Raw genomic sequence first — 19063 nt, 5'->3', positions numbered from 1 at the left:
TAAAGAAACAAAAAACGTTTTTTTATTCAATAATTCCAATTTCTAGAGCCTTTTGCACAGCTTCTTCTTTGTTGCGGACTCCTAGCTTTGTATAAGCTGTGGAAGCATAATTTCTGACCGTACCATTCGATAAATATAACCTTGATGCTATGGTAGTGTATCGAAGTCCCTTTGCTACTAGCTGCAATATTTCTATCTCCCTAGCTGTTAGCTCATAAGCGGTTGCTTTTGATTGTGGTGTCTCTTTTTGCGCATCAAACTTCTCAAATATTTTGTGAGACATTCCTTGATCAATCAGTGTCCCACCTTTGTGAATAAGTCGGATCGTATTAGCTAGCTCCAATGTTTCAATAGATTTGAGTAAAAAACCGTCCGCACCGTTGCGAAGCGATTCCAACGCCTGTTCGGTATCCTGAAAAGTAGTAAAAATCAATATGCGGATATGTGGCCATTGTTGCTTAATCTTTTTGGTTGCTTCGACTCCATCCATGTGCTGCATATCTAAATCCATAAGTATAACATGGGGTTGAAGGCGCCCACACAAATCGATGGCTTCATTGCCATCCTCGGCCAAACCGATTACATTTAAATCTTCATATCTATCGAGTAGTGTCCTCAAACTTTCCCGAACAAATGGCTGGTCGTCTACAATTAACAAACGAATAAGTCCATCTTTTATTTCAGTTTGTCGCGGCATGGTACATGTAACAAGCATTCCTTCATCTGGCTTTGTATATACAGACAATTGACCTTGCAAATTCATTGCCCGCTCTTTCATCGCATTCATACCGAAGCCTTCTTGCCATTCTACATTTCCTTTTCCATTATCTTGAACTTCTAATCTCGTATATTGTTGTTCAAACTGCAATGTAACTATAATTTCAGTCCCTTGACCATGACGTACTGCATTTGTAAGAGATTCTTGTAAGCAGCGAATGAACGCGATTTTCGCTTGCCGAGATAATTCATATTCCTCTCCGTATGCCCGAAAACTTACATTTACCTGAGCGTGCTCCTGAAATTCGGCTCCAAGATTTTGTAGAGATTGAATCAAGGAAGGCGATTGACACGGAGAATCCATTTGATGTAGGTAACCTCTCACATCCTCGATGCTTTTACGTCCCATTTCAAGCAGAGAATCTAGCCTCTGTATACCCGTTTCAGTAGCAAGTTCGGTGCGCAACGTTTCCATCCCCATAATAATAGAAGTATAAGCGTGACCAACTGTATCATGAAGCTCACTTGACAGTCGGTTTCGTTCTTCAGCCAGTGTAATGCGTTCAATTTGAGACATATATTGCTCAAGTACCGCGTTTTGTTTACGAATTGATTCATTTTGCTTATGATTGACGATTAATAAATGAAAAGCGAAGCCCATTACATATGCGAATCCATAATAGGTGACCATAACCCAATAGCTATTACTTGGCGCAACCGCATAGAAAATTCCAGTTGTTATAAAAACCGTTATTGGAGCTGTCCAATAATAGGACAAATGCTTACTATTCGCAGCAATTAGAAACACCGATATAAGAAATGTGTTGTAAGCTTCTGGAAATAATAAGGTTAAATATATACATAGTCCACCATACAGCAGTATTTCTGTGAACAAATAATATTTATAATTGAATAGTAAGGCTACCCATGGAACAGAGAAGGCAATAATTTCCCAAAGAATAATAATCCAAAGTGGTAATGTTAAACCATCCTGAAAATTTAATGTAGCTAGAATGATAGACACACTAGCAAGTAGGCGTACCCCTAACATAATCCAATCATACCAAAACCAATACTTAACCATATCTAACAAGTCCTTTACCCCCTAAATAGCCTACCATTTTACTTCCTATATTATAATTTAATCCTTTCTGCCTTATTATACTTTTTAATTTAAAACTACGATACTACTCACAGACTGCAAACTTCTATTGATTTAGTTGCCGAATCATACTACGTGTATAGCCCCCAATTTTCTTTGTCAAACCATCTACTATTCTAATACTTATGGCGGTAAATACTATACCCATAAACATTACAAAGAGTGACTTGGCAAAAGTATCTATCTGTATGAATATAATGTTCATATCGATGTATCGATACAGTAGTGGTGCCAACAGGAACATAAGTGGCATTACATAAAAAATGATTGCACTAATGAGACTGAAAATGCCAATCGCAAATTTCTGCATTAACCAATAGACAGCACACCAAGTGTGACGATCTGTTAGCACTAATTTCACCTGAGACCAGTTCGATGTATTCATTGTTATACTTCTATCGTAAGAGTCTGTTGAAATATCTGTATAAATTTTCGTCTGTATGCGCTCGAATTGGATAAAGGGTGTGGTAGTCTGTAGTACGCGCATAATTAATGGAATCCCAACAACAGTAAATGAAAGGGTTAAACTAAATAGCAGAGCTATTATATAAAAACAAAAATAAAACAATCCTGTAACGAAAGTTAGCAATAAAAAATAACCATTCTGGATGAATCTTGATTTCATAAAGTTCATCGCTCCTATCTATGTAATAACCGAATCATACTGCTTTTTTTGTCATTCTCACTAGTGTAAAAGTGTCATATGACAGTTCTAAATGATGTTAAAAAGGGGAGAGTAGCCTACTTCTGGTTAAAAAAGATGCTTTTATCCCGCTATTTGCCAGGCAGTAAGACTCCCACCCCAAAATTCAGCGTTAGGTGGGGGGCGGGCTGCCGGTAAACGCACGATTGGTGAAGGCTAATAATCATTGGGGGATGAACAAAAACCTGCTGATTAAAGTTTCACTTTATTAATCCCCACAAAACAATCCCGTTCTTACATCTGCAAGAACGGGATTGTTTTGTACTTTTATTTAATATGAGATGGACTTGTTTTTCGAATATGAAAAATAATATCAAATTGCTCAAGCAATGAAGTATCAAAGTACACCGAACTGTTCGGGATGATTTGTCCCCCTATACTTAGTAATGGTCTTTTTGCTTTAACCCATTTTTCTGCTTGTCCTTTAAGGTGACGGTTATCCAATAAAAACATTTTATATGGTACTTTCCCGAGAGTATAATTGAAACTTTTTACATCTTGTGGAATAGTGTCAGTTGTAATCTTACCTCCAGTGGAAGGATCATATTCGCTGTATAAGGTAAAATTCCCCTCCGTAGTTGTACTACCAATTGTGACATAATTATTGTCTAAACGTTCCTTCAAAAATTGCCCCGCAACATAAGGGTATAATTTCTCATCGATAATTCCTTTAGCTATATGAATATTGTGTGCCCATACCATCGTTTTACCACCAAATGTCTCTTGTGCCCACATTGCATGATCGGCCAAGTATTGTTCATGTAGTTTTATTATACTTGGATAGTCGTTAGGAAGTAGCATTGTGGTAAATTTCTCTATTGCACTTGCTGTTGCTTTCGCCCAGATGTACTCGGATGGAATTATTTCTGTGTTGGCTTGTTCATTCTCATCTTTTAGTAATCGGGCTACTCTCCCAGCGTTTGTTTTAAACTTCTCTTTCCTTTCAGGAGCAAGTTTCATATATTCCTGTATACTTCCAGTAAAAGAAGACAATTCTTTATAATTTTCTTCTACTTCTGCCAGCAAATCTGGTCGATGCAGCCTTACATAATCAATTACTTTATTAAAGCTACCTTGGTCCAACGCCTTTAAGTCGAGCCCAATAAATTGGATCTTTTTTTTATTGGATGGATCAGCATTATAATCTTTCATCCACTCAATCATGGCTATAATTTCATCAGTAGGATATAACAATTTTAAAAATTCCCTAGGGTTTCCTTTTCCTGTTTGGATATATTCATTTAGTTTTAAGCCGTTTCCCCAATCTTCTTCCATTGCAAAATTCGTAAAACCCATTTCAGTAACCAAATATTTCACAAGGCGAAACTTCATAGTAAAAATTTCAGAGCTTCCATGAGTATTCTCTCCTAATCCTACATATTGCGCGTTCCCAATCATTTTCTTAAGTGGTTTTAAATCTTCAAATGGTTTTGACGGCTCTATCGTTTTTAATGGGTTAGCCTGTGATTGTATTGATTTAACTATATTTTTTTGGACTGATTGACCTGAATTTTCGACTGCTACAGTTTGAGCGTTTCCTACTTCCGCGCATCCTGTGACTAATAAAGCTGTACTAACCATTGCAATCATTCTTTTCTTATTCATTGTTGCCCACCTCAATTGAATTATTTTTATAAACAAGATTGATTCATGTACTTGCACGAATCAATTGCCTTAATTTAATTGTTATTTATTCCATATCATATTTTCTAGTTACATATTGTCATAAGATTAATTGACACAAGTCATAGGTTAATCATTACACTTTTGTACTATCGGCTATGACAGTTTATAAATAATAATTAAATTGTTGAATCGCAAGTAAGACTAGATTATGAATTTGGGAGGGATTTTAAAGATGAATGATCTGTATGTCAAAATATTTTTATTCTAAGTTGTAGCTGTTGAAATGACAGGAAGTAAATTTGATAAACAAATGAATAAAAGGGGAAGGGCGGATTACAATGTTATTACACGCAAAATCGTTCCACAATAAAGATAAAATCCATCGTGCTAAAATAGGACTTCAACTTTTTCTAAGTATCTTAACCATTACTTCTATTATTCTAAATGTAGTAGTAATGATTACTAAAAGTATGCCGCTTATTGTGGTATATATGTTTACCCCAGCATTTTCTTCTATTTTGACTCGCATAATATTGAAAGAAGGGTTTAAAGATGTATCTTTTAGTCTCGGTAACTTAAAGATATGGAAGGGGATTGGTTTTGCTCTGTTAATACCTATGATTATATGTGGAATTACTTATTCTATCGCCTGGTTGAGCGGAATTGCGAAGTTTCAGCCCCCGCAAGGTGGTATGCTAGAACCTATTTACAATATACTTGGATTTCAATATCTACCGATACCATTAAGTTTCATTTTTATAGTAGTACTGAGCGGAGTTTTAGGAAGCTTGCTTAACTTAATCCCAGTTATGGGGGAAGAAATAGGATGGCGAGGTTATATGCTCACAAGGCTAATCGATGCAGAGTTTTCACGTCCCATTCTTATTAGCGGATTAATTTGGGCAACGTGGCATGTTCCAATTGTTATTGCTGGTCTATATGTAGAGGGAACATCTGCCCTACTTTCAGTACTTGGCATCTATTTTTGTATTGTGCCATTCAGTTATATTACAGCTTATTTACGACTTATCACAGGTAGCGTTTGGCCTTCGGTTATCATTCATACTACTTGGAATGCCATTATTCAAGGACCTTTCGCACGTGCAAGTACAGGAGATCAAACTGAGATTTGGATTGGAGAATCTGGTTTGATAACCGCTATTATTATCTTGGCTACTGCAATAATTATGTCTCGAATCGTAAATTCTACTAAATAGCATACGGATGTGTTTTAAATTCTATTAGTGTAATATAACGATACTGAAATAAGACGCTCCTAAAAATATTAGAAAAAATCTAGTTGAACGGACTCTTACTTAATCTTAGGCTGCTGGATATATGGGAGGCATCAAGCTAAGGGTTTAATTTATAAAAATAAACTTGATTGTCATAAAAAACATAATGTTTTTCATTTAAAGGCTATGAGATGAAATTTCATCATCTTCATCACGTTAGACCTTCAGGAAATAAAAAGTTAAACGATTATACAAATACTCTAACTGAAAAAAACGATAGTCCTTTTATCAAAAATGTAGAAGGACTATCGTTTATTTTTTTGACAAAATTAGGGGTTGATGTTCATAAAAATGGATAATATAATTCGTATTTTACGTAAAGAGAAAAATTTCCCCCTAGAATATTAAGCTAAATCTCTTGGTGTGACGGTTGATTTAAGTTTCACTTTATGACTTGTAAAGGGCTGTTCAATGCATCGTACTATTAAAAAATCTAAATTTAATTATTAAATTGCGATAAAATGTGGTCGGAAATAATGAAATTTTAGGGAAAATAAGGTACACTAGTCTATGATTTTAGTTGAAAATCGTTTGACGTTAATGCATACGGGGGAAAGATTGATGAACAACAATACAACAAATGAATCAGTTGAAGAAATTGATCAAAAACGAGTAAGATCCAAAAAACGTTATACAAATTGGAAGTTTATCGCAGTGGGTATTGGTGTAATTGCACTTCTTATTGGGGGAATGAGTTATTATCAGGCAACTCACTTCAATTCGAATGTTACAATTAATGACACAAAAGTTGGTGGTCTGAGCGCTGATCAGGCAATACAGAAATTAAAGACATCTGGACTAGCAAACAAAGTCTATGTTGATCAAGAACAAATTTTAGATGAAAAAGATACAAAAACGGAACTTACGGAAAAAGATTTGCCTCAAGTTAAGAAACTATTAAAAAGTCAGTGGACATTTTTCCCTTCCTCAAAGGGAGAAAATTATTCATTACTACCAGAGAAGGCAGATCAGTATCGTAGTGAAACGATGAAAAAACTTGTAGAAGAAACGCTCATCTCTATGAATGAAAAATTAAAAGCGCCTCAAGATGCTATGGCGAAGCTAGAACAAGGGAAAATTGTTATTTCGAAAAGTGTTGAAGGAAAACAGTATGACGTTACTAGTCTACTGAAAGATTACGATAAGCAAAAATATAAAAGCGAAATTCATCTGAAGTCTGCATACATAAAACCTATTAAAGAAGACGATCCGATTGTCAAAAAAGAGGAGAAAGCACTACAGAATCTTCTTGGGCAGTCTGTTGAGTATAAAGTGCAGGATGAAGTTTATCCTTTAAAAGCGAAAGATTTAATTCAAAATGCCTCTATGTCAAAGGATATGAAAGTTACAATTGATGCGAGTGACATTAAGAAGAAAATTACTGAAATTAATAATGCCAAATCAACATTAAATAAAGATTTCTCATTTAAAACGCATTCCGGTTCAGTTATATCAGTAAAAGGGCAAGGCTACGGCTGGGCACTAGATGTTGAAAAAGAAACTAAACAAGTTCAACAAGCCTTTGAGAAAGGCGAAAAGTCGCTTTCTGCTTCTAATATTCACGGAAATGGTTGGGAGAAGGAAGGTATCGGTTATAAAACAACATCGAATAATGGCATCGGAGACACGTATGCGGAAGTTTCAATTGCAGAGCAACAAATTTGGATTTATAAAGATGGAAAATTAGTCGTTACAACAAATGTAGTAACGGGTAAACATAGCACGGGTGAAGATACATCACCAGGTGTGTGGTACGTCCTATACAAACGAACACCGTACACGCTAAGAGGTAGCGCAGTAGGGAAAGCTGATTATGCGGTTAAAGTAGATTACTGGGTTCCATTCACAAATAGCGGTCAAGGATTCCACGATGCCGGCTGGCGAAAAGACTGGGGAAATAATGCTTATTTAACAGGAGGATCAGGTGGGTGTGTGAACCTTCTTCCTAATGTTGCAAAAACTGTATATGATAGTTTGAACACGTATGATCCAGTAATTGTGTACTAAAAAATAGCTACGTATCTAGAAATAAACAAAGCAGGAAATCTTACCTGATGGTATATGAAAAAACACCTCTTGCATTCGCATACTAAGTGTGCAAATGTAATGGAGGTGTTTTTGTTTGAATATAAAAGTGTATTGCTTATAAGAAACAAAGTAGAAAGAGATTAAGAATAAGTATTCAAATAATCAATAAAATTGACAATGAATATCATTTTCACTTAATATAGAATCGTCGCATTTAATTAGACATGAATTTTTTGTTAATATAATAGATTTCTATTAAGTTGTCATATTTACGAACTATCATTAAATATTTTAAGAATTTAAACGTAGGAAAGGGTAATATAAAATGAACTGGAAAAAAGGCGGGTTATGGGTTATTATTTTTTTCGTTGTAAAAGGCACGATTTCTACACTTTTAATCGTTACAGGTGCTAAATATTTTGATCTATCATTTATGCAACTTATCTTATTAATTCTGACCTTATTAGTGATTTCTCTAATAAGTCGAAAGTTACTGTATAGACATAAACAAAACAAAAAGCAAAAAGAGCTAAATATATAATGAAGCCCCAGAGACCATTGGATTTCTGGGGTTTTATTTTGATAGTTTTTTCGCATGTATATTAATTTAACAGAATAGGTTGTCCAAAATGATAAAATCGATGATGTTTAAAATGCGTCAGTTATTTTTACATAAGGATTGTAGAGAGCCTTTGAATCAATCTTTATTCTGAAGCGACAGACACGTATAAATTATGCTCTTTTTTCAATTGGTAGTTTAAATGTAAAAGTACTGCCTTCTCCTAATTTACTTTCAACCGTAATTTCTCCTCCATGTAGTTCGACAATCCATTTTACCATCGACAATCCTAAACCTGTGTTTCCGATGTTTGAAGATGTTCGTGCTGCGTCAACTCGATAGAAGCGGTCCCATATTTTAGTAATATGTTGCTCGCTGATGCCGATGCCATTATCGGAGACTTTACCTATTATGTTGGTTTCATCACGGAATAGTTGCATATGCACAGTTCCGCTCGCTTTACTATAAGCAATCGCATTCGTTAGTAAATTCATTAATAAGCGCATCATCAATGTTTGATCTGCTTTAATAAATAGGTCTTCCTCTATATTAGTTGTTATATCAATCGAAGCTTCTTGAACCATTAATGAAAGCTCTTCTACAACGATTTCCGTTAATTCACTCATATTGATACATTCAAATTGGAAAGTATTATGGTTTCCTTGGTCAGCTCGTGCTAATAATAAGAGTTGTGAGATTAGAGCGGACATTTTACGTGATTGTTTTAAAATTACTTCTAACGATTCTTCCATTTCTTTCGGATTATTTCTCTGCGATAAAGCGTATTCGCATTGCGAAATAATAACAGATGTTGGTGTTCTTAATTCATGAGATGCGTCAGATGTAAATTGTTTTTCACTTTCGAATGATGTCTCCAATCGCTCAAACATTTTGTCAAAGGTTTGTGCTAAATGATATATTTCGTCTTTCGGTGAACCCTGTAAATTAATTCTCTTCGAAAGGTCTTTACCATCACCAATTTTACTAGCTGAATCACTCATTTGTTGCACAGGTCGAAAAGCTCTTTGCGTAATAAAATATCCCCCGACTGCCGCAATGAGAATAAGTAATGGGAATGAGATGATCGTTACTACGATAAGCGTATTCATCGTTGAGGATAATTGGTTCATAGTCATTATTCCACGAACCCAGACTTGCTCATCGCCGCCTGCATTATGGAGAAAATCATATACTATCCATTCTTTATTGCCGTCTTTAATGGTTTGTATTTCATCGGATTTAAGCGATATCTTTTTATTAAAGCTTGTTGGACTATGTCCTACCAACAGCTCACCTTGTTTACTATAAATGCTTATATTTACTCCATCTTCTAAGGTTTCAAAATCATCGTCAATCTTTAACTGCCCATGCTTATATTCGATATCTTCCATGCTTTCTTTTACTGTGCTCTTTAATTGATCTTTCATATTAAAAAGCAAAACTTTATCTGAAGAAGTTAAAATAAAAGCTAACACGAGTGCCATAATAATTACAATTAGCCCCGTATACCACAGGGTCACTCTCATTTTTATTGATAGTCTTTTCATGATTCTACTCGCAATACGTAACCAGTTCCGCGTACTGTATGAATTAACTTCGTTTCAAACTGGCTATCAATTTTTTTACGAAGATAGCGGACGTAAACATCAATAATATTCGATCCGCCTTCATAGTCGTAATTCCACACATGTTGCTCAATTTTATCTCGTGTCAGCACAACTTCTTTATTACGAATCATATATTCTAAAATAGCAAATTCTTTACTGGAAAGAGTGATAACTTGGTCTCCTCTTGTTACTTTATGCATATTGCAATCTACCACTAGGTCAGCGATTTCAAACACATTAGATGTATTTCCTGTTTTTCTTCGCATTAACACTCGAATTCTTGCTAACAGTTCATCAAAAGCAAACGGCTTTACTAAATAATCATCCGCACCTAAGTCGAGTCCTGTTACACGATCATCAATTGTATCTTTAGCTGTAAGAAGCAAGACAGGAGTTGCATTATTGTCCGCGCGTAATCTTTGTAATACGCGTAAACCATCTATTCCGGGAATCATAATGTCAAGGACAATCAAATCGTAGGTAGCCATGTTTATATAATCTAGGGCATCTTCTCCATTCCCACATGCATCGACACTATAATGTTCTGCATTTAATCGTTTCACCAATATATTTTGTAAGTCTTGTTCATCTTCGACAATAAGAACTCGCATTAACATTCTCCTTTTCTTCTTATTAATATGTATCACTATAATTCCAAAACATTAAAGAAAGATTAGAAACTAGTTAATTATATCATTTTATCCCGCATTAACGGGCAGTAAGACTACTCCCTCAAAATTCGGTGAATGCGAGGGAGTTAGGTAGGGATTAACTGCCTGTAAAAGCCTTCACTTTATTTTTTTGTACATTAATCTTCCTTTAATGTTTGTTCAGTAATATAAAGGCAAGGATAAGGTGCACATGTAAAGGGAGGAAAACAGAATGGGAAAATGGATGCTGATTGGAGCAATGTCCTGTTTATTCTTAACAGCTTGTTCTACTCAAGCTGATAACAATACAGAAGTACAACAACTGAAAGTGGAAAATGATAAATTACAAAAAGAAGTCGCTCAACTACAACAAGAACCAAACAAAATAGGGCCTGCTACAAATGATAAGAAGCAAATACAAGATTTCAAAAACGAAGTCACATCTATTGTAGAAAAGGCAAATAAAACGAAACCAGTTGGAGCAAAAGAAGAAAACTTAAATACGTACTTAGCAGCAAAAAAAGAAATTGACCAATTGGATGACAAGATAGATCTATCTGATAATCAGCTAGAAGCAGATTATCACGCTGGAACGATAACTGTTGAACAATATCAAACGCAAGAAAAAGAACACGATATACTGGAAGATCAATTAGAGCAAGCAGAAAATGCACTTGAAGCAAGATTTGGAATAGATGATTAATCATTAAGGAGTGGATGAAAATGTTAAAACATAAAAAGAAAATAATTATAAGTGTAATTGCTATTTTAGTAAGTGGTATTGCTATTGTTGGTGGATATTATGGTATGGGTTACAATTATGCAAAAAAGAATGAAAACTACACAGAGAAACAAGTTCGTGAAATTTCTTTAGCTCATACAAATGGAGAAATTATGAATGTGAAAAAAGAATTTGAATTAGAAGATGACAACTTAGCACAATCAAAATTTGAATATGAAGTGGAAATCAAGACACCTGATAATCTGTTAAATATTTTAAAAGTTAGTGCTAGGACAGGTACAATAGAAATCAATAATGAAGATTAAATAAATATCGCATATTTGAAAAAACACCTAACAAATTTGTTAGGTGTTTTTTCATGTTTATACTTTACTATTTTAAAATGTGGAAAATCTTCATACTTCTACAATCTATATAAATGACTCAAGCTTCACATCTTATGAATTACTTGAAGCGCTAAACTTAAGCAAAATAATGAGCTATCCTATGGAAGAAAGTTGAGGTAGCTAATCGCATATGTTTTATTGAAAGGATGTGATTGAATTATGGAACGGCCGAATTGGGGAATTGGAGGATTAGTATTCGTTGGCTGTATGTTTCTTGGTGGAGGAGTGGGATCTATGTTAGGTAATGCCCAAACTGGATGGCTAATAGGAATGGGCATTGGATTTCTTGGGATGGCTTTAACGAGACTGTTCAGAAAATAATGTAACTGAGATTCTTCTTCTGGTAAATAAGGAAATATGTAAGTAATTCATGGCATAAGAGTTCTATAAATTATAGTTAGAATTTTCTCTTTTGTATTTGTCTTTTCTAAATTTCTCCATACATAGATACGATTCTCAAGTCGGAGGATAGCACCTTAGGGTGTCTTTTTTATGCTTTTTAAAAATGTCTTAATATATATAGCTGAGTTAATTTAAATAATCAAGAATAATTGAGCTAATAGCTCTCGGTAGATTGCCATCATTTTTTTAATAGATTAGATTCATTACCGTTTCAGACCTATGTATTCATTCATAACCTAACAGTAAAAGGGGGGATGATTAAAGGTATGGCGTTTAATGATGAATTAATTTGTCAACAGTTTGCAAGAATTATTGGCGGGCAAGAAGGATTCGCCGGTGGGAAATGCGTGGCAACAATAAACAGGGATGAAATACGAGCAACAATCTTAGGAAAACGTTTTAGAGTAACAACTTCCTTTTCATTCGAATCACGAGACAATAAAACTGGACGGGCATTATGCCTAGGTCGAGTAGCACTCTTACAAAAAGAAGTCACTGAATTTGTGGCGACAATTATTAAACAAGGAATAATCGTTTCGTCTATACACAATGAGTGGTTATGTGATGATCCAAATTTGATTTACGTTAATATCGAAGACGTTGATGATCCACTAAATTTTGCAAGAAAAGTCAGAAGAGCATTGTGCAATTAACTAAGTTTTTTAGTTAAATGAGTGATTACGTTAAATAGAAGATTTCAGCGTGTTGAATGTTATATTTGTAAAATAGATTTAAGTGGATGGTTTTATAAAACGAAAGAAGGTGTTTCATATTTGGAATGCCTTTTCTTTATGTTTTCGTTGCTAATGTGGGTGGTTAACTGATTATATGCTGTTTATCTTGCAACAGCAAGAACGGGATGAGGTATCTTGAAAGGTGTTTGACAGTCTGTAGATACCATATTTTATCAAATGTTATTAGAATATCATAAAACGACAGGGGAGAAATCGCCAGAGAAATACGTCAGATTAGTTATTCCTGCTATAATCTAAGGGTGCGATTTTGTTTTCGAAAAATAATAGGTAAATCATTTGACAATTAAAATAATCTACTTTAATATATGTGCCATAGCATATATATGGTGAAACAAATACATTCATTGTGAATGATTGACTGGTATGCTATATCCTTTTATATTTTAATTTATAGAGGTGATATATGAACTTACATGATTTAATAGGCTATCTTGTTCACCGTACTGACGTGAAAATGACCAATTATTTTACGAAGAAATTAAAGCCGTATGGAGTTACGCCAGAGCAGTGGGGGATTATTAGTGTTCTTTGTAGCCAAAGGAGCACTACTCAAAAAGAGTTGGCGGAAGCTATTGATAAAGATCAAACTACTGTTGTTAGAATGATACAGTCAATGGAGAGAAAAGGGATTGTAAAGAAGGCTTTGAATGACCAAGATAGGCGTTCACATAACCTTTTTTTAACTGAAAAAGGTGACGAGTTAAAGAAAACAATCTTGCCTGTAGTGAAAGACGCTCACCATTTCGTTACGAGTAATTTGAGCGAGGAAGAAATTAAAGTATTACAATCGTTATTAAACAAATTGTATGATACACACTATTAATATTTGTTCCTTATTGATGCTACGCTATTCATAAGGAACAAACTTTGTTTTAGGTATTATATGTGCTATAGCATATAATTTTTGTTTGTTTGGACGAATGGGAAGATAACTTTATTTTGTATCATATCTGATTCAGGGTCACTTTTTTACCTAGTACCAGTCAAATTTTCGTATTATATATGCTATAGCATATAATTTCCGGCCCTTTAATATTGAGAAGGGTAATGTAAATTGAAGCGACTTCCATACGGGTAATCTCAGGAAATAGGGTAAAGGTAGTGACTACTACCTGAACAATACTGAGTTTTTATCAAATAATAAGAAAGGTGTGATTACTATTTTAATTTTCATCAATATTGTAAAAGTAGTGTTGTTTCTGTTCTTTTTAATGACAGGAACGAAAATTATATCGGGGAAAATGGCAGATGAATTCAAACGATTTGGTTTACCTTCGTTTTTTAATTTCTTAACTGGAGCTTTTGAGATTGTAGGAGCGATTGGAATGTTGATAGGAATTTGGATTCCAACAGTAGCTTTATTAGCAGGATTGTTATTAGGCGGTACGATGCTTGCAGCCGCATTAACTCTAATTGTATTAGCGAGAGATCCCTTTAAGAAAGCAATACCTGCACTTGTTTTGTTTGTCCTTAGTTTAGGGATAAGTTTGTATCACATTTTTTAAACATAACTGAAAACTATTAAACTTTCACTTTATGCGTTCAAGTTACTATCGTTTTGTGATTATGTTACAAATAGGGGGATTCTCCAATTAGTGCTTGAATAATAATAGCAATACGAATTTAGACATTACTTTCATTCGAATCATGATCAGTAAAAGAATGGGAAGAATTTTTATACAAAGGAATTCTCGATGAATTTTATATTAAAATAGGAGTGAGTGAAGATGGCATATTTATTACAAGTTGATTTTCCGTTTGAAGGTCCTTTTGGTGAAGAAATGGAAAAAGGATTTTGGGATTTAGCAAATAGTATTAACGAAGAAGAAGGATTCCACTGGAAAATATGGACTGAGAATGAAGAAACAAAAGAAGCTGGAGGCATTTATGTATTTGAAGAAAAACAAGATGCTGAAAAATATGCGGAAATGCACAAGAGCAGACTTGAAGCAGCTGGTGTTAAAGATATTAGAGTAAGAATTTTTAACATCAATGAAAAGTTAACTAAGTTGAATCGTGGTTATATTAAATAATTCCGACAGTCGGAGCAAGCGTAAAAAGGAGGGGGATAATCCCCTCTTTTTTAATTCTTAAATTGATGGTGAGGGGGCTCGCATAAAAAATAAACCTAGTACTATCATGAGATATTTTTTATTTGAACGATCTACAAGACTTCCTGACCAAATATTAGTAAACAATGTTGATAAAGCCCTAATAATATATAAACCAGAGACAGCAATTGCCGATTCTGTTATGTTAAGAACGATTAGGTTTAGAGCAATAATGTAGATTTTCGTTTTACTTTTATCTCAGCAAGTATAACACCGCTTAGAATAAGTAATGCTCCGATATACCCTTTGAGTGACAATACTTCGTTCATGAACAGGTATGCAAATAGTGCAGAAAATACAGGTTCTAATGAAAAAATGAGTCCTGTATGTGTCGGTGTTGTGTATTTCTGTGCCATCACCTGAATGATGTAGGCAAAAGCACTGCAGAATATACTTAATACCAGTACAGCGATCCAACTTTCTTTAGTGGATGGAAGTTGCGGTTCTTCGAAAATCAGGGCAGAGAGTACGCCAAACCCTCCTGCAAATCCCAACTGAAGAATTCCAAGCTGCAATGTATTGGCAACTTTAGCCGCCCTTCCGGTGACAATAATATGAAAAGCATAAAAGAGAGCAGCGAGTATACAGAGTAAATCTCCAGAATTAAGTGTTAATTGATTATTCAAAGTCAGTAAACCAATTCCAGTCATTGCAACAAGGGAACTAATGATTAGTCTGTAGCTCAGTCGATCCTTAAACAGAACGATAGATAATAAAGGGATAAAGATTACGGTCAAACTGGCTAGAAAACCAGCATTTGAAGCTGATGTCGTTTTTAAACCTAAGATGACTGAAGCAGATACAACGAAAAGTAAAAATCCTAGAATAAAGCCGTATTTTAAGGTGACAAAATGAATTGAACGAAATTGTTTAAAAAAAACAGCAGCACAAACCAAAAAAGCAATACCAAAGCGTAATGCAACAAGAGAAAATGAAGGGACAGTTTCCAATCCGATTTTCATAAAAAGGTAGGAAGTACCCCAGGTCATTGTAACAAGTAAGATCATAAGATTAGCCTTTATTGGTTTCATTTTTAGTTCTCCTTTAAAATTTTTATGTACTTAGTTTAATTGTGATTCAAGTATTAGTAAAACGAATATATGTAATGTTATACTTGAACAAAATTCATACATGAGAAAGTAGGAGAATCGATGAGTCTGACTAAGTTAGAAATCTTTCTGAAGACGGTTGAAATGGGGAACTTATCAAGAGCGGCCGAAGCACTGAATGTGACTCAGTCAGGTGTCAGCCATGCGATTAGAAGTCTTGAATTGGAGTATGGTTTTCAACTGTTATCCCGGAATAAAACGGGTGTTCGATTAACAGAAAATGGTGAGCGTGTTTTAACGCATGTTCGTGAAGTAGTAAATCATAATGAGCGATTGAAGCAAACTGTTGCAGAGATTAATGGGATAGTGGCAGGAACCTTGCGCATCGGAACCTTTACAAGCGTTTCTATTCACTGGTTGCCTGCAATCATTCATCGATTTCACTTGGAATATCCTCGAATTGAAATCAAATTAATGGAAGGTGATTATGGAATGATTGAAACGTGGATTCAACAAGGGGTGATTGACTTAGGTTTTATGTCACTACCGTCGTCGGGCCATCTAGAATCTATTCCACTAAGAAAAGATCGAATGCTATGTGTCCTTCCTAAAAATCACTCATTAAGTAAACAATCTATAATTCAGTACGATCAGCTCAAGAAAGAGCCTTTTATTATGCCTGCTTCTTCATGTGGTTACGATGTTAGGAAAGTATTACAAGCTGCTAGGGTTCATCTCGATATCCAATTTGAAACCGGTGATGATCATGCGATTGTCGCGATGGTGGAGAACGGCCTTGGAATCAGTGTCATGTCTGAACTCGCATTACAAGGACAATGCAAAAATGTTACGGTTGTGGAATTGGAAGACAAACCTAAACGATCGCTTGGGTTGTCACTTACTTCAATTAAACACGCATTACCAGCGACAAAACGTTTTATCGAACATACCCAAAAATGGCTGGATGGCGATTGAATATATAGGCAAGCAAAAGAAAATTAACATTTTATGATATTTAGTCCATATAGGGGTACCTTTTCAAAAGAAGAAATGAACGGGGAAAGAAAAGGACCAACTCACAGAAGATATTCACAAAAGCTCTCCAATTATAAGTATGTAGTTAGTGTATTCATCTTATAACGTATAAAAAGACACTATAGAAAGTGTCTTTTTATACGTTGACATACTATGAAAGAAAATGTAGTGATTAATAATAATTTGTTGGATGCTTCTTGGTTAATCCTAGTATATTAATATAGACAAACGTAAATTAAATTTTTAATATATATAGATTTTTTATGTTTGTACACATCGTTCGTCAACTTCTTTTCGTTTTGATAATTTGTTATTCTGATTTGTAATAACGATAATCAACTAGTAAGTTAGAATAAAGATTTAATACTTGCTAAGATTGTAAGTACTCCTACAATAATAACAAATACATTGCTCATTTTACCTCTATATTTAGCTAATACCGGTACTTTACGGATCGCATACATTGGTAATAGACATAAGATAGCAGCAACTAATGGACCGCTTAGAGCGTCAATGAGCCCAAGAATACTTGGATTTGCATAAGCAACATACCAGCATGTTAATACGACAAAAGTAAGAATTACTGTCTTAACTGTTTTTTCTTCTATATCTTTTCCACGTGTTTTACCAAATTTGATAATCATGTCACGCATTACTTCATATGATCCTATATAATGACCAAGGAAAGACTTTGTTATAGCCATAAAAGCAATAATAGGAGCTGCAATCGTAATTACTGGCGAATTAAGTTCATTAGCGAGATAGGATAGGATTGATAAGTTCTGCTCTTTTGCCACTTTTAAATCATCTGGAGTCAAACTCAGTGCGCTGCTCCAAACGAAGAACATAACAACAACGAATGTCATGATATAACAAACTTTTTGTATTTGAGCACATTTAGCATCAGTTGCTTCTATTCCATACATAGATCTTTGTTTTATCACAAAAGACGAAATCATTGGAGAATGGTTGAATGAAAACACTATGATAGGTAGTATCATCCATATCGTTCCCAAATAACCTGTTCCGGTTGAAGCAGTAGAGACATCTGAAAAACTAAGCATTGATGTGTTCCACTGAGGAATTAGAGATATTGCGATAAATAGTAGAGAAGCTATGAAAGGGTATACTAGCAAGCTCATAATTTTTACAGTGATATCTTGACCAAAATTTAGTATAGCGATAAGACCCAGTACTAAGACAAGCGATAAAATGGCTCTTGAGGGCTCTTTCATATGTAATTGATTCACAATAAAACTACTTGCAGTATTTGTAAGTGCAACTGAATACATCAAGACAATTGTATAAATTGAGACGAAGTATACGATGTTAAAAATAATACTCGCCTTATTTCCGAAATACTCTCTTATTGTACCCGTAATTCCCTCATCGGCAGAATTGGAAGCATATATCATTTTAGCAAGCGCTCTATGTGAGTAATACATAACTGGATAGGCAAGTAATGTAATGAGTAATAATGATAATAAACCACCTGAACCTGCATTAATTGGTAAAAAGAGTACTCCTGCTCCAATTGCTGTCCCAAAAAGGCTCAATGCCCACGTAGTATCTTGCTTATGCCACTTTTTAGGATCCAAATATTTCTCGTTTGTAATCACAGCATTTTCAGATTGCAATTCTATTTTTTTAGCAGTATTCCCATTCATATAATAAATCCTCCTTGTATCCTATTCTTAAGTCTTAGGAATATAAGTCGTTCTGGAAAATGAATCTCCTACAAGTTCCTCAAATCGTGTGTTCTTCTCTAATTGAATCTAAAATCCAACGTTTGTTAACGCTTTCAAAATCTTTTGATTGTAGATGGGTATATTTAAGTGAATAAGGATTAAAAAATTGTAAGTATGTCCAGAATTCCCCCTAAAACTATTGCTTTTAATTCGTGAGACATCTGTCTTCCATCCCTTTATATCGCTTCAATAACCTCGTCAACATTGTAGACATTGCTAAGGCATAGCTAATGCGATGTCTTTTGCTACTAAAGAATTTTTAATGAATTTTCTTTTGATTACACACCTTTCTATGAGTGATTTTTTCATCTTGTCCAATTTTAGAAAGTTGATATTTTCTAAGGTACTAATAGGTTATCCCTAGACATCCCTATTATAGCTTGTATATTTATAAGTTAAATATTTTTGTATTTTAAGAAAAAATGAACAAACAGAATTTTGAATAGGTAATAAATTCAACATTACATGTAGTATTTGTGTCTAATGTT

General features: G+C 34.4%; 18 protein-coding genes and 1 pseudogene. 11 read left to right on the top strand and 8 right to left on the bottom strand.

What is annotated here, in order from left to right; translation table 11 throughout:
- Positions 1–22: 22 nt before the first annotated feature.
- The 3 genes from ACO6VI_RS25595 to ACO6VI_RS25585 form a co-directional block, all read right to left on the bottom strand.
- The gene (locus ACO6VI_RS25595; RefSeq protein WP_422424399.1) at positions 23–1810 is read right to left on the bottom strand and encodes a response regulator; all 1788 of its coding nucleotides are present in this window, start codon (positions 1808–1810) and stop codon (positions 23–25) included.
- A 115-nt stretch (positions 1811–1925) separates the two neighbouring features.
- Positions 1926–2504 (bottom strand): sensor domain-containing protein, encoded by a 579-nt coding sequence (locus tag ACO6VI_RS25590; RefSeq protein ID WP_088020616.1) that lies wholly within the window; start codon positions 2502–2504, stop codon positions 1926–1928.
- A 345-nt stretch (positions 2505–2849) separates the two neighbouring features.
- Positions 2850–4187: an erythromycin esterase family protein gene (locus tag ACO6VI_RS25585; protein WP_161519805.1), complete on the bottom strand. Its 1338-nt coding sequence runs from the start codon at positions 4185–4187 to the stop codon at positions 2850–2852.
- A 359-nt stretch (positions 4188–4546) separates the two neighbouring features.
- On the opposite strand from ACO6VI_RS25585, the gene ACO6VI_RS25580 reads away from it, so the two are divergent.
- From ACO6VI_RS25580 to ACO6VI_RS25570, 3 genes are all read left to right on the top strand, one after another.
- Positions 4547–5425, top strand: a complete 879-nt coding sequence (locus ACO6VI_RS25580; protein ID WP_098851873.1) for a CPBP family intramembrane glutamic endopeptidase — start codon at positions 4547–4549, stop codon at positions 5423–5425.
- A 639-nt stretch (positions 5426–6064) separates the two neighbouring features.
- Entirely contained in the window at positions 6065–7510 is a 1446-nt protein-coding gene (locus ACO6VI_RS25575; RefSeq protein WP_142340405.1) for a L,D-transpeptidase family protein, read from the top strand.
- A 346-nt stretch (positions 7511–7856) separates the two neighbouring features.
- Positions 7857–8072: a hypothetical protein gene (locus tag ACO6VI_RS25570; protein ID WP_001104104.1), complete on the top strand. Its 216-nt coding sequence runs from the start codon at positions 7857–7859 to the stop codon at positions 8070–8072.
- Positions 8073–8263: 191 nt separating this feature from the next.
- Here the strand turns inward: ACO6VI_RS25570 and ACO6VI_RS25565 are convergent, their stop codons facing one another.
- Positions 8264–9637 (bottom strand): sensor histidine kinase, encoded by a 1374-nt coding sequence (locus tag ACO6VI_RS25565; protein WP_088020617.1) that lies wholly within the window; start codon positions 9635–9637, stop codon positions 8264–8266.
- On the bottom strand, positions 9634–10308 hold the full coding sequence (locus ACO6VI_RS25560; protein WP_001264528.1) for a response regulator transcription factor: 675 nt from the start codon (positions 10306–10308) through the stop codon (positions 9634–9636). The genes ACO6VI_RS25565 and ACO6VI_RS25560 overlap by 4 nt, the downstream gene beginning before the upstream one ends.
- A gap of 271 nt (positions 10309–10579) precedes the next feature.
- Between ACO6VI_RS25560 and ACO6VI_RS25555 the strand changes: the two genes are divergently transcribed.
- From ACO6VI_RS25555 to ACO6VI_RS25525, 7 genes are all read left to right on the top strand, one after another.
- Entirely contained in the window at positions 10580–11050 is a 471-nt protein-coding gene (locus tag ACO6VI_RS25555; RefSeq protein WP_088020618.1) for a hypothetical protein, read from the top strand.
- Between the two features lie 20 nt (positions 11051–11070).
- Positions 11071–11394 (top strand): PepSY domain-containing protein, encoded by a 324-nt coding sequence (locus tag ACO6VI_RS25550; protein WP_063547896.1) that lies wholly within the window; start codon positions 11071–11073, stop codon positions 11392–11394.
- A gap of 240 nt (positions 11395–11634) precedes the next feature.
- The gene (locus ACO6VI_RS25545) at positions 11635–11796 is read left to right on the top strand and encodes a hypothetical protein (RefSeq protein ID WP_000441009.1); all 162 of its coding nucleotides are present in this window, start codon (positions 11635–11637) and stop codon (positions 11794–11796) included.
- 335 nt (positions 11797–12131) lie between these two features.
- Positions 12132–12530, top strand: coding sequence for a DUF1259 domain-containing protein (locus tag ACO6VI_RS25540; RefSeq protein WP_000589729.1), 399 nt, complete (start codon positions 12132–12134; stop codon positions 12528–12530).
- Between the two features lie 505 nt (positions 12531–13035).
- Positions 13036–13455, top strand: coding sequence for a MarR family winged helix-turn-helix transcriptional regulator (locus tag ACO6VI_RS25535; protein WP_001048563.1), 420 nt, complete (start codon positions 13036–13038; stop codon positions 13453–13455).
- A 331-nt stretch (positions 13456–13786) separates the two neighbouring features.
- On the top strand, positions 13787–14137 hold the full coding sequence (locus tag ACO6VI_RS25530; RefSeq protein ID WP_033657524.1) for a DoxX family protein: 351 nt from the start codon (positions 13787–13789) through the stop codon (positions 14135–14137).
- A gap of 222 nt (positions 14138–14359) precedes the next feature.
- Positions 14360–14665 (top strand): monooxygenase, encoded by a 306-nt coding sequence (locus tag ACO6VI_RS25525; protein WP_023522446.1) that lies wholly within the window; start codon positions 14360–14362, stop codon positions 14663–14665.
- Positions 14666–14752: 87 nt separating this feature from the next.
- Here ACO6VI_RS25525 and ACO6VI_RS25520 read toward each other — a convergent pair.
- Positions 14753–14923 (bottom strand): annotated as a pseudogene (locus tag ACO6VI_RS25520) (MFS transporter); the annotation flags it as partial.
- A complete protein-coding gene (locus ACO6VI_RS25515) occupies positions 14905–15774 on the bottom strand; it encodes a DMT family transporter (RefSeq protein WP_161519806.1) in 870 nt (289 codons plus the stop codon). The pseudogene ACO6VI_RS25520 and the gene ACO6VI_RS25515, both read right to left, overlap by 19 nt.
- A gap of 120 nt (positions 15775–15894) precedes the next feature.
- On the opposite strand from ACO6VI_RS25515, the gene ACO6VI_RS25510 reads away from it, so the two are divergent.
- Entirely contained in the window at positions 15895–16767 is an 873-nt protein-coding gene (locus ACO6VI_RS25510; protein ID WP_098355525.1) for a LysR family transcriptional regulator, read from the top strand.
- Between the two features lie 407 nt (positions 16768–17174).
- On the opposite strand, the gene ACO6VI_RS25505 is transcribed toward ACO6VI_RS25510, so the two are convergent.
- A complete protein-coding gene (locus ACO6VI_RS25505; RefSeq protein ID WP_161519807.1) occupies positions 17175–18494 on the bottom strand; it encodes an aromatic amino acid transport family protein in 1320 nt (439 codons plus the stop codon).
- Positions 18495–19063 lie beyond the last annotated feature (569 nt).

The organism is Bacillus sp. PSXD-155 (assembly GCF_049310765.1).
Classification (GTDB): domain Bacteria; phylum Bacillota; class Bacilli; order Bacillales; family Bacillaceae_G; genus Bacillus_A; species Bacillus_A cereus.
The sequence above is the reverse complement of the archived record's forward strand: the minus strand, read 5'-3'. Positions and strand labels throughout refer to the sequence as shown.